We start from the raw sequence: 11,209 nt of genomic DNA, 5'->3' as shown, positions 1-11,209 counted from the left end.
GGCATGTCGCCGATTTCATCCAGAAACAGCGTGCCGCCTTCGGCTTCTTCAAAGCGGCCGCGACGGGTGGCCAGTGCGCCGGTAAATGCACCTTTTTCATGGCCGAACAGTTCCGACTCCAGCAGGTCTTTCGGGATGGCGGCGGTGTTCAGGGCGATGAAGGGCTTGCTGGCGCGTACCGAGTGACGGTGCAGCGCTTCGGCCACCCTTTCCTTGCCGGTACCGGATTCACCGGTAATCAGCACGGTGACATGCGATTGCGACAGGCGGCCAATGGCGCGGAATACATCCTGCATGGCAGGCGCCTGGCCTAGCAGCACCGGCATGGCTTCCACGCCGCCGCTGGCTTCAATCTGGCTATTGCTCTCGGCCAGCGCCCGCTCGATCAGCTGCACCGCCTGGTCGACATCAAAGGGTTTGGGCAGGTATTCGAAAGCCCCACCCTGAAACGCGGCCACGGCCGAATCCAGATCAGAGTGCGCAGTCATGATGATGACCGGCAATTGCGGGTGGTCGGCCTTGACCCGCGACAGGAACTTCAGGCCGTCGGTACCCGGCATGCGGATATCGGAGATGATGACGCGCGGGGTGTTGTCATACAGGGCATTGAGTGCGTCGTCTGCACTGGAAAAGCTGTCAAAGCCGATGCCGCTGCGGCCTAGCGCCTTTTCCAGTACCCAGCGGATGGCCTTGTCGTCATCGATGATCCACACCGGGTTATTCATAGCAGCCCTCGTTTCTGTTATTTGGGTTCAATCCGTATTGCTGAAAGGCAGCATTACGGTAAAGCAGGTCTGGCCAGGGCGGGATTCGAATTCGATGCTGCCGCCATGCTGGTGCACATAGGCCTGGGCCAGTGTCAGCCCCAGACCGGTGCCTTCGGCGCGTCCGGTCACCAGCGGATAGAAAATGTGATCCCTGATTTCCTCCGGAATGCCGGGGCCGTTGTCGACAATCTGCAATTTTAATGCCAGCCCATGACGCTTGCGCGCCAGCGTCACCTGGCGGGCCACTCTGGTGCGCAAAATCACCTCACCATTACCCTTCATGGCCTGGATGGCGTTCTTGACGATATTCAGCACCACCTGAATCAGCTGCTCCTTGTCTGCCACCATCTGCGGCAGGCTGGTGTCATAGTCGCGACGGATGGACAGGCCTTGCGGATATTCAGCCAGCGCAATGCTGCGCACCCGTTCCAGCACTTCGTGGATATTGATTTCGCTGCGCACATGGCGGCGGTGCGGCGCCAGCAGGCGGTCAACCAGTGACTGCAGGCGCAGTGCTTCTTCCTGGATGACTTCGGTGTATTCCTTCAGCTCCGGCCGGTCGGACAGCTCGTGTTCCAGCAGCTGTGCCGCACCGCGAATGCCGCCCAGCGGATTCTTGATTTCATGCGCCAGATTGCGGATCAGCTCGCGATTAGCCTGCTGTTGCAGCAATAGCCGCTCTTCGTTGGCAATTTTCAGCTGCTGGTCGAGTGGCCGTAATTCCACCAGTGCCAGCCGGCCATCGGCATCCACCGGCGTCACCGACAGGGCAATGTGCAGCGGCTGCTCGCCATGTGGGGTGCGCAGTTCCAGGTCGTGTTCGATATAGCCGGCGTTGTGCTGCAGGGCGGTGCTCAGCGCCTGGCGCAGGGCCGGGCTGTCCTGGAACAGCTCGAACAGCGTGTGGCGCAATAGCTCGCGCCGGCCGATGGCCAACAGGTTTTCACACGCGGGATTGGCGAATTCCAGTACACCGTCGGCGGTCGTGATCAGGACCGGGGTGTCGAGTAATTCCAGGCCGGCAAAGCTGGGAGAGTTCATGGTGCTCCGGATCGAAGGGGGCTGTGCCTGGTGCTATTAGCAATAAGCACGCCAAGCCAGAGCACAGCGAATGCACGATTACGGAGTCAATTATGCACCATTATTGTGCAGATGATGTGGCCTGCCCCAATTCGCGGCGTAGCGCATCCACATTCTTCTGCCGCTCGGTCACCGCATCTTTCAGCTTCTGCACGCGGTCGAGGTATTTCTGGTAGTTGCGGGTTTCATCGCCATTGCGGGTGGCCGCGCCATCGGTGTAAGCCTTCTGCGCATCGGCCAGTGCTTTCTGCTCATTGGCCAGCTCGTTTTCCAGAATCTTGCGCCGGCTCTCGTCGCGCTTGCTCTGGGTACCGTTGTCGACATTGGGATAGCCATCGGGAGTGGAGGCCGACTTGCTGCCCGCATTGCCCGTCGGCTTGTTCTTGCTGCTGTTGCCATAGGTGGACAGCGGTGTCAGATGCATGGGCTTGGCGCCCTTGATCGGCACATTGGTGAAGGTGACATTGCCGTTGGCGTCTATGTATTTGTACACCTCGGCCTGGGCGAGACTGCAACTGAGCAGCAGACAAAAGGCAAGCGTTTTCATGGGAGTCCGCATCAGCAAGAAAAACAGGATGGTAGTAACGATATGATAAGCAAAAGCCCGCGCCGCGTCACATCGGGCTGTCGTTGGGCTGGTCGGCATGAAAAAACCCGCAGGGCCATGGGCCGTGCGGGTTTTGCCACAGCCGCCGGAAGGCTCCGGCGGTATCTGGTCATTACAGCGAGTAGTACATCGCGAATTCGACCGGGTGGGTCGTCATGCGGGTCAGGTTCACTTCCTGCATCTTCAGTTCGATGTAGGCGTCGATCCATTCGTTGGAGAACACACCGCCACGGGTCAGGAAGTCGCGGTCTGCGTCCAGCGCTGCCAGGGCTTCGTCCAGGCTGGCGCATACGGTCGGGATCAGCTTGTCTTCTTCCGGCGGCAGGTCGTACAGGTTCTTGTCAGCAGCATCGCCCGGGTGGATCTTGTTCTGGATACCATCCAGACCGGCCATCAGCAGAGCGGAGAAGCACAGGTACGGGTTAGCCAGCGGATCCGGGAAGCGGGCTTCGATACGACGGCCCTTCGGATTGGCTACGTGCGGGATACGGATGGAAGCCGAACGGTTCTTGGCGGAGTAGGCCAGTTTTACCGGAGCTTCGTAATGCGGTACCAGACGCTTGTAGGAGTTGGTGCCCGGGTTGGTGATGGCGTTCAGTGCCTTGGCGTGCTTGATGATACCGCCGATGTAGTACAGGGCGGTTTCGGACAGGCCAGCATAGCCGTCACCAGCGAACAGGTTCTTGCCGTCTTTCCAGATGGACTGGTGTACGTGCATGCCGGAACCGTTGTCGCCAACGATGGGCTTGGGCATGAAAGTAGCGGTCTTGCCGTAGCTGTGTGCCACGTTCTGTACCACGTACTTCAGGATCTGGGTCCAGTCGGCACGCTGGGTCAGGGTGCTGAACTTGGTACCGATTTCCATCTGGCCAGCGGTGGCCACTTCGTGGTGGTGTACTTCAACCGGTACGCCCAGTTCTTCCAGCAGCAGCACCATGGCAGAGCGCAGGTCTTGTGCGGAGTCAACCGGCGGAACCGGGAAATAGCCGCCCTTGACGCCCGGACGGTGACCGGTGTTGCCACCTTCGAATTCTTCAGCGGAGGCCCAGGCAGCTTCTTCGGACTTGATCTTCACGAAGCAGCCGGACATGTCGGTGCCCCAGGTGATGCTGTCGAAGACGAAGAATTCCGGTTCCGGGCCAAAGTAGGCGGTGTCGCCCATGCCGGATGCCTTCAGGTAGGCTTCGGCGCGCTTGGCGATGGAGCGCGGATCGCGGTCGTAACCCTTGCCGTCGGCCGGGTCGATCACGTCACACGACATGAATACGGTAGCTTCGTCGAAGAAGGGGTCAATCTTGGCGGTAGCCGGGTCAGCCATCAGCAGCATGTCGGAGGCCTGAATGCCTTTCCAGCCAGCGATGGAGGAGCCGTCGAAAGCGTGGCCGCGCTCGAACCATTCGTCAGCATCTTCCAGCAGAACGTGTGCCGGGATGGTAACGTGTTGTTCTTTGCCACGGGTATCAGTAAAGCGCAGGTCTACGAACTTGACGTCGTTTTCTTGAATCAGCTTGACTACGTCTGCAACCGCCATGAATGTTCTCCTAAAGGCAACGTGCATCGAAAGCAATATTGCTTGATAAAGATGGTACGCCTCACTGGAAGCATGAAGCGTGCCAGGCTACGAACACTAATGTAATCATTGTGTCACAGGGCTTGGTGCACGGCTAGTTGTTATGAATGCACCAAATCAATGCATATCACCGTGCAGATGCACCATGTTTGTGCATTACGTCGGTGGGGGAATGATTCAGGCCCTGCCAGCATCGTGGCATGCCCCTATTACAAAGAAAGGAAAGCAATGGACCAGAGCGATTTGATCCTGCAAACCGCCGCCGAGCGTGCGGCAGCCCAGCAACTGCCTTATCAGGGCGCGCTCACCCCGCCCGAGGCACATTTTCTGGCCCAGCATCTGCCTGGTGCCGTGCTGGTGGACGTGCGCAGCGCGGCGGAATGGCAGTTTGTCGGTGTGGTGCCCGGTGCCTTGCGCATCGAGCTGCGCAGCTTTCCCGGCATGCAGCTGAATGCGCAATTTGTCGAGCAGCTGCAAGCTGCCGTCGACAAGCAGGCTGTCCTGTTACTGATGTGCCGCAGCGGGGTGCGCTCGCACGAGGCGGCCACGCAAGCCCGTGCCGCCGGTTATGCCCGGGTTTACAACGTACTTGAGGGTTTCGAGGGCGACAAGGACGAGCACGAGCATCGTGGCCAGCTGACCGGCTGGAAGGCGCATGGCCTGCCCTGGGTGCAGGGCTGAGCACTACTTGAATTGTTGGGACAGGGGTATTGACCGGTTGATGTTTATGACGTTACACGGCAAAGTGCTACCTCAGCAGATGAACCGCACGACGCGGAAGCACCACAGGAATCCAAGAAAGCTGATCATGATCAACCGTTACGCCGTCATCGGTAACCCCGTTTCCCATAGCCAGTCGCCGTTTATCCACAGTGAATTCGCCAGTGCCACCGGTGAATCCATCCAGTACGAAAAGCTGTTTGCCGAGCTGGGCAAGTTCGACGAAGTGGTCGGTGAATTCGTCCGGGCTGGTGGCCTGGGGCTGAATGTCACCCTGCCGTTCAAGGGCGATGCCTTCCGCATGGCGCAGGAAGTCACCGAGCGTGCCCGCGCCGCCGAGGCGGTGAACACCCTGACTTTCCGTGATGGCAAGGTGTTTGGCGACAATACCGATGGTGTCGGCCTGGTACGCGATATCGTGGAAAACCTGGATTTCCCGATGGAAGGCAAGAGCATCCTGATCCTGGGCGCTGGTGGCGCCGTCCGTGGCGTGCTGGAGCCGATCCTGGAGCAGAAGCCGGCCCGTGTGACCATTGCCAACCGCACGCTGATCAAGGCCGAATCGATTGCCCACCACTTTGCCCCCTGGGGTGAGGTGGTCGCCAGTGGCTACGAGGCGCTGGAAGGCAAAACCTTCGACATCATCATCAATGGCACCTCCACCAGCCTGCACAATGAGATTCCGCCGCTGCCGGCCAATATTTTCACCGCCCGTACCCTGGCCTACGACATGGTGTACAGCAAGGGCCTGACACCTTTCCTCAAGCGTGCCCAGAGCGAAAACGCCGGCATGCTGGCCGATGGCTTGGGCATGCTGGTGGAACAGGCTGCCGAGTCCTTCCATATCTGGCGCGGTGTGCAGCCGGATACCCGCAAGGTCACCAATATGCTGAGGGAAGTGCTGGCCTGATCCGATGCGTCTCTTCCTGAAAATCATGGCGGTCCTGGTGGCCGCCATTGTGTTGTACAACCTGTGGATTCTGGGGCATGTGGTGTACTGGCGAAACCACAATCCGGAAGCCAGTGCCTTCATGAACGAACAGCTGGCCAAGCTGCAGGAGGATGACCCCAATGCCGAATTGCGGCAGAAGTGGGTGAGCTATGGCCAGATTTCACCCAATCTCAAGCGGGCGCTGATTGCGGCGGAAGATGCCAAGTTTGCCGATCACGAAGGTTTCGACTGGGATGGCATCGAGGCGGCTTTCGAGAAAAACCTGAAGCAGGGCCATATTGTGGCTGGTGGCTCCACCATCAGCCAACAATTGGCGAAGAACCTGTTCCTATCCAGCAAGAAAACGCCCTGGCGCAAGCTGGAAGAGGCCGCGATTACCGTGATGCTGGAAAAGGTGCTGGATAAGCGTCGAATCTTCGAGATCTATCTGAATGTGATCGAGTGGGGAAATGGGGTATTCGGTGCTGAAGCTGCAGCCCGCTATTACTTCCACACCAGTGCCGCGCGCCTGTCGGCCGGTCAGGCCGCCAAGCTGGCCGCCATGGTGCCCAATCCGCGCTACTACGACGAACATCGCAATGCACCTGGCTTGATGAAGAAAACCCGCATCATCCAGCGGCGCATGCAGTACGCCGACCTGCCCTAAGCCACCGCACGGCAGCTGCCCCCGGCTGGAAGGCCGGGGGGGCTCATGTTACAATTCCGCTTCTGTTTCTCCGTTCTGCCCTGCTGTAAAGGCAGGGTATTGCACATGGACTTACCCAGTTATCCCATAGCCGCAGGCTTCCCCTTTTCTTGTCGTTGATTCCCGCCGTCCCGACCGTGTAGCCCTGTCTCCGTCGCCGCGGCGGAAGGAGTTGTGCTTGACGGTTGTCGAAAAAAAACAAACTGCTGAACGATTGAGTGAAAGCCTGGCCGAGGTGCAAAGGCTGATCGAGTTGCATCAGACGCATGACGCTCTGGCGCAGGCCGATTCCGATGCGCTGTCAGCCTTGCAGCAGCGACTGCAAAGCCTGCATCCGGCTGACGTTGCCTATATTCTGGAAGCCCTGCCGCTGCAAGAGCGCCTGCTGGTATGGCAGCGTGTCAAGATTCAGCAGGATGGCGACATCTTGCTGGAAGTTTCTGATGCCGTACGCGAAACGCTGATCGACTCCATGGCTCCGGACGAACTGGTCGCCGCCGTGCGCCAGCTGGATACCGACGAGCTGGCCGAGCTGGCTGGCGACCTGCCGCGGCAGGTGGTCTACGAAGTGATGGGCGAACTGGATGAAGCCGAACGCGAGCAATTGCAATCCGCCTTGTCCTATCCGGAGGGTTCAGTCGGTGCGCTGATGGACTTCGAGCTGGTGAAAATCCGCGCCGATGTCAGTTGCGAAGTGGTACTGCGCTATTTGCGGCGCTTTGACGAGCTGCCACATCAGACCGACAAGATTTTCGTGCTGGATGCCGCGGAGACGCTGTGTGGCGTACTGCCCTTGCGCAGCCTGCTGGTGGCAGATCCGGAGCGTATGGTGTCCGAGGTGATGGCGACCGAAGTCGTGTCCTTTCAGCCAGAGGATGAGTCGCGTGATGCCGCGCTGGCTTTCGAGCGTTACGACCTGGTTTCGGCGCCGGTGGTCGACGAGCGTGGTGCGCTGATCGGCCGGCTGACGGTGGATGAAATGGTCGACGTCATGCGTGAGGAGTCGGACAGCGAAGTACTGAATCTGGCGGGCCTGAAGGAAGAAGAAGACCTGTTCGCCCCGGTGGTCGATTCGGTAAAGAACCGCTGGGCCTGGCTGGCCATCAATCTGTGTACTGCTTTTGTCGCCTCGCGCGTGATCGGTGCTTTCGAGCAGTCCATAAACCAGCTGGTGGCGCTGGCCGCACTGATGCCGATTGTGGCTGGTATTGGCGGCAACTCCGGCAACCAGACCATCACCATGATTGTGCGTGCCCTGGCCATGGGGCAGATGCAGGTCGGTCAGGCCTGGCGGCTGTGGCGCAAGGAACTGGGGGTCAGCATCATCAATGGCCTGGTCTGGGGCGGGGCCATCGGCCTGATCGCCTGGGCCCTGTACGGACGGCTGTCGCTGGGACTGGTCATGCTGGCGGCCATGACACTCAATCTGATGCTGGCGGCCACCATGGGCGTGCTGATTCCTTCGCTGATGCAAAAAATGGGGCGAGACCCGGCGCTGGGTTCCAGCGTGCTGATCACTGCCTGTACCGACTCCGGTGGCTTCTTCATCTTTCTTGGCCTGGCCACTCTTTTCCTGCTCTAGACATGCTGACACTGCAACAGGCGCTGCGGCGCCATTCTTTACCCCGGCTGGAAGCGCGCATGCTGCTGCAGCATGTGCGGCCCGGCCTCACTCACGCCCGGCTGATTGCCGATCCCGATCTGTTGCTGAGTGAGGAGGAAACCGAGCTGTTCGAGCAGCTGGCCCTGCGCCGGCTGCAGGGTGAGCCGATGGCCTATTTACTGGGTGAGCGCGAGTTCTATGGTCGTAATTTCCGTGTCAGCCCGGCGGTACTGATCCCTCGCCCGGAAACCGAACATCTGGTCGAGGCCGCATTGGCACGGCTGGGGCAGCTGCCGGCGCAGGTGGTCGATCTGGGCTGTGGCAGCGGAGCCATTGCCATTACCCTGGCGCTGGAAGCACCAGCATGGCAGTTGCAGGCTGTTGATTTGTCCCCGGCTGCGCTTGAGGTTGCCCGTGATAATGCGGAACAGTTGGGCGCTGCGGTGCATTTTCATCAGGGAAGCTGGTATCAGCCATTGGACGGACAGGGGAGTTTTGACCTGATTGTTTCCAATCCGCCTTATATCGAACAGCACGACCACCATCTGGCCGAAGGCGATGTCCGTTTCGAACCACGCATGGCGCTGACCGATGAGCATGATGGTCTGCTTTGCCTGCGCGAGATCATTGCCGGCGCTCCGGCGCGTCTGAAGGCGGGAGGCTGGCTGATGCTGGAACATGGTTTCGATCAGGGAGATGCGGTGCGCCAATTGCTGCTGGCTGCTGGCTTGCAACAGGTAGCGACGCTGCCTGACCTGGCCGGTCTGGACCGGGTCAGCATGGGGCAGCTGGCTGGCTGATGGCCGAGCTTTGCCCCTTGTCGCGGTATTGCTCTCATCAGTCGCTGAGTGGGCCTCTGTCTGCGCGTCAATCGAGCTTGCTTGCCCTGCATCAAAGGGATGGGCCGATTACAGCGGCATGCTGGCCCCTGCGTTGTGCATGCCAGCCTGGGAGCATGGTGGCGGTGGGCCTGAAATGAAAACAGGCGCAGTCCTTGTCCTCTAAACAGGACTCAGACTGCGCCTATAACTAGCACAGATCAGACCGGCACAGGCCGGTCGTCATGGCTTAGTGGTGGTGGCCGTGGGCACCGTGTACGTGGCCGTGGCTGAGTTCTTCAGCAGTGGCTGCGCGTACTTCGGTTACCTTGGCAACAAAGCGGATGGTCTGGCCAGCCAGCGGGTGGTTGGCATCGACAATGGCCTTGCCGTCAGCGATGTCGGTGACACGGAACAGCAGCACGTCGCCGGTTTCCGGATCGTCGGCTTCGAACATCATGCCGACCTCAACGTCGGCGGGGAACACGTCCAGATCTTCGACGCGGACCAGTTCTTCTTCCGGATCGCCGAAGGCGTCGTCCGGAGTCAGCTTGACGTCCACGGAGTCGCCAACTGCCTTGCCGTGCAGCGCCTCTTCCACCAGCGGGAAGATGCCATCATAGCCACCGTGCAGGTAGGCAATCGGTTCTTCGGTTTTGTCGAGGAGAGTATTCTCCGCGTCGAACATCTCGTAGTGGAGGGTAACGACGGTATCTTTGGCGATTTGCATCAGAAATTGTCCGGGATGAAATGAAAAATCTTGACAGGGCAGGGAGCGCGAGTCTTCCTTCTCCTGCAAGGAATGGTGCGGAACAGCCGCTTGAACGTATTGTAAACCATAGAAGGGCCCGCAAGCCCGTGAAACTGCCATGAAACCGATGACATTGCTGGGTGGAATCACCCCCGAACAATTTCTTAATGAATACTGGCAAAAAAAGCCGCTGCTGATTCGCGGTGCGCTGACCGATGTAGGGCCGCATGTTGATTTCAAATGCCTGTCCGAACTGGCGATGCAAGAAGATGTTGAATCTCGCCTGATCGAAAACCGTAACGGTAAATGGCATCTGGAACGCGGCCCTTTCCGTCCTGCCCGTTTCCGCAAGCTCGGTGAAACCGACTGGACCATTCTGGTGCAGAACGTCAATCACCACTTGCCGCATATCGACAAAATCCTGTGGCAATTCGATTTTATTCCCTTTGCCCGGCTGGACGACCTGATGATCAGCTATGCCCCGCCCGGTGGCACGGTTGGCCCGCACTTCGATTCCTACGATGTGTTCCTGCTGCAAGTGGGAGGGCGCAAGCGCTGGCAGATCTCTTCCCAGGCCGATGATGATTTCATCCCGGATGCGCCCATCAGGGTATTGCAGGATTTCCGGGTGGAAGAGGAGTTCGTGCTGGAACATGGCGATATGCTCTATTTACCGCCCAAGTGCGCACACTATGGTGTGGCGCTGGAGCCCGGCATGACTTATTCCATCGGCTTCCGTGCCGCGCCGACGCAGGAGCTGGCCACACAGTTCCTGGTGTACATGCAGGATCGCATCTGCCTGGAAGGACGCTACGCCGACCCGGAACTGCAACGCCAGCCCGATCCGGCGCGTATCAGTGACGAGATGGTGGACAAGGTCAGCCAGATGCTCAGCCAGATCAGCTGGGACAAACAGGTTGTCAGCGACTTTCTCGGTCACTACCTTACCGAGCCGAAGCCGCATGTCTTCTACGATGCGCCTGAAGATGAGCTGGACGAAGACGAGTTTGCCACTGCGCTGGTGGAGAAGGGGATCGAACTGGATCGCAAGAGCCTTATCCTGTTCCGCAATGGAATGTTCTATTGCAATGGTGAGCTTCTCGAAATCGAACCGGATGATGTTGCAGTGTGGCAACAGTTTGCCAACCAGCGTCGCTTGTCGGCTGCGGACATCAGGCCGTCGTTATTGGATCAGCTGTACCAAGGATACTTAACTGGTTATTGGCATTTTCCGCAGTCTGTAGCAAAATAACCACATCAGATGTTCAAATGTACACATAGCAAGGCTGCTACCCTGCATGGATTGGCGTTCAAACGTCTATTTTGCCGGGAATGCTGCATTGCGGGAGGTTGCAGTAGGGTTGGTGGCGTTTTTGCTAGCTTGCCCCCCTACACAGCAATTTTTTTCGTGATACAATTTGCGCACTGAAAGATTTTCAGTCGCCCAGTCATATCCAAAACAGCTTGGGCGATTAAATTGACGTCTTGTTAACTTATCTTTAAAGGTCAAGAAAAAATGAAACAGTCGCTCCTCGTTGCTGCCCTGCTGGCCGTTGCTCTGTCCGCTTGCGGTAAGAAAGCTGATGCTCCGGCTGAAGCTTCCGCTCCTGCTGTTGAAGCTTCCGCTCCGGCTGCTGACGCTTCCGCTCCGGCTGC

General features: G+C 58.8%; 12 protein-coding genes. 6 read left to right on the top strand and 6 right to left on the bottom strand.

Annotation, left to right across the window (positions count from 1 at the left end; all coding sequences use genetic code 11):
- The 4 genes from EAY64_RS19870 to glnA form a co-directional block, all read right to left on the bottom strand.
- A partial coding sequence (locus tag EAY64_RS19870) for a sigma 54-interacting transcriptional regulator (RefSeq protein ID WP_122081977.1) occupies nucleotides 1–725 on the bottom strand: 725 nt, incomplete at its 3' end.
- Between the two features lie 27 nt (nucleotides 726–752).
- On the bottom strand, nucleotides 753–1,808 hold the full coding sequence (gene glnL, locus EAY64_RS19865) for a nitrogen regulation protein NR(II) (protein WP_103526463.1): 1,056 nt from the start codon (nucleotides 1,806–1,808) through the stop codon (nucleotides 753–755).
- 100 nt (nucleotides 1,809–1,908) lie between these two features.
- Complete coding sequence (locus EAY64_RS19860) at nucleotides 1,909–2,394, bottom strand: DUF4124 domain-containing protein (RefSeq protein WP_103526461.1); 486 nt, start codon at nucleotides 2,392–2,394, stop codon at nucleotides 1,909–1,911.
- 172 nt (nucleotides 2,395–2,566) lie between these two features.
- A complete protein-coding gene (gene glnA, locus EAY64_RS19855) occupies nucleotides 2,567–3,985 on the bottom strand; it encodes a type I glutamate--ammonia ligase (protein ID WP_103526459.1) in 1,419 nt (472 codons plus the stop codon).
- A 267-nt stretch (nucleotides 3,986–4,252) separates the two neighbouring features.
- Between glnA and EAY64_RS19850 the strand changes: the two genes are divergently transcribed.
- The 5 genes from EAY64_RS19850 (at nucleotide 4,253) to prmC (ending at nucleotide 8,784) form a co-directional block, all read left to right on the top strand.
- Complete coding sequence (locus EAY64_RS19850; protein WP_103526457.1) at nucleotides 4,253–4,705, top strand: rhodanese-like domain-containing protein; 453 nt, start codon at nucleotides 4,253–4,255, stop codon at nucleotides 4,703–4,705.
- A gap of 127 nt (nucleotides 4,706–4,832) precedes the next feature.
- Complete coding sequence (gene aroE, locus EAY64_RS19845; RefSeq protein WP_103526455.1) at nucleotides 4,833–5,654, top strand: shikimate dehydrogenase; 822 nt, start codon at nucleotides 4,833–4,835, stop codon at nucleotides 5,652–5,654.
- Nucleotides 5,655–5,658: 4 nt separating this feature from the next.
- Nucleotides 5,659–6,342, top strand: a complete 684-nt coding sequence (mtgA, locus tag EAY64_RS19840; RefSeq protein WP_103526454.1) for a monofunctional biosynthetic peptidoglycan transglycosylase — start codon at nucleotides 5,659–5,661, stop codon at nucleotides 6,340–6,342.
- A 211-nt stretch (nucleotides 6,343–6,553) separates the two neighbouring features.
- Nucleotides 6,554–7,963, top strand: coding sequence for a magnesium transporter (gene mgtE, locus EAY64_RS19835; protein WP_411267238.1), 1,410 nt, complete (start codon nucleotides 6,554–6,556; stop codon nucleotides 7,961–7,963).
- A gap of 5 nt (nucleotides 7,964–7,968) precedes the next feature.
- A complete protein-coding gene (gene prmC, locus EAY64_RS19830; protein WP_103526465.1) occupies nucleotides 7,969–8,784 on the top strand; it encodes a peptide chain release factor N(5)-glutamine methyltransferase in 816 nt (271 codons plus the stop codon).
- 268 nt (nucleotides 8,785–9,052) lie between these two features.
- On the opposite strand, the gene EAY64_RS19825 is transcribed toward prmC, so the two are convergent.
- Complete coding sequence (locus EAY64_RS19825; RefSeq protein WP_059287093.1) at nucleotides 9,053–9,532, bottom strand: FKBP-type peptidyl-prolyl cis-trans isomerase; 480 nt, start codon at nucleotides 9,530–9,532, stop codon at nucleotides 9,053–9,055.
- A 139-nt stretch (nucleotides 9,533–9,671) separates the two neighbouring features.
- Between EAY64_RS19825 and EAY64_RS19820 the strand changes: the two genes are divergently transcribed.
- A complete protein-coding gene (locus EAY64_RS19820; protein ID WP_103526450.1) occupies nucleotides 9,672–10,805 on the top strand; it encodes a ribosomal protein uL16 3-hydroxylase in 1,134 nt (377 codons plus the stop codon).
- Between the two features lie 66 nt (nucleotides 10,806–10,871).
- On the opposite strand, the gene EAY64_RS20735 is transcribed toward EAY64_RS19820, so the two are convergent.
- A partial coding sequence (locus EAY64_RS20735; RefSeq protein ID WP_233566523.1) for a hypothetical protein occupies nucleotides 10,872–11,209 on the bottom strand: 338 nt, incomplete at its 5' end.

The organism is Aquitalea palustris, from assembly GCF_003693445.1.
Classification (GTDB): Bacteria; Pseudomonadota; Gammaproteobacteria; order Burkholderiales; family Chromobacteriaceae; genus Aquitalea; species Aquitalea palustris.
The sequence above is the reverse complement of the archived record's forward strand: the minus strand, read 5'-3'. Positions and strand labels throughout refer to the sequence as shown.

Excerpts from the sequence above, each read along its gene's own strand:
- glnL (WP_103526463.1), bottom strand. The coding sequence starts at position 1,808 with ATGAACTCTCCCAGCTTTGCCGGCCTGGAATTACTCGACACCCCGGTC.
- EAY64_RS19860 (WP_103526461.1), bottom strand. The coding sequence starts at position 2,394 with ATGAAAACGCTTGCCTTTTGTCTGCTGCTCAGTTGCAGTCTCGCCCAG.
- glnA (WP_103526459.1), bottom strand. The coding sequence starts at position 3,985 with ATGGCGGTTGCAGACGTAGTCAAGCTGATTCAAGAAAACGACGTCAAG.
- EAY64_RS19850 (WP_103526457.1), top strand. The coding sequence starts at position 4,253 with ATGGACCAGAGCGATTTGATCCTGCAAACCGCCGCCGAGCGTGCGGCA.
- aroE (WP_103526455.1), top strand. The coding sequence starts at position 4,833 with ATGATCAACCGTTACGCCGTCATCGGTAACCCCGTTTCCCATAGCCAG.
- mtgA (WP_103526454.1), top strand. The coding sequence starts at position 5,659 with ATGCGTCTCTTCCTGAAAATCATGGCGGTCCTGGTGGCCGCCATTGTG.
- EAY64_RS19825 (WP_059287093.1), bottom strand. The coding sequence starts at position 9,532 with ATGCAAATCGCCAAAGATACCGTCGTTACCCTCCACTACGAGATGTTC.
- EAY64_RS19820 (WP_103526450.1), top strand. The coding sequence starts at position 9,672 with ATGAAACCGATGACATTGCTGGGTGGAATCACCCCCGAACAATTTCTT.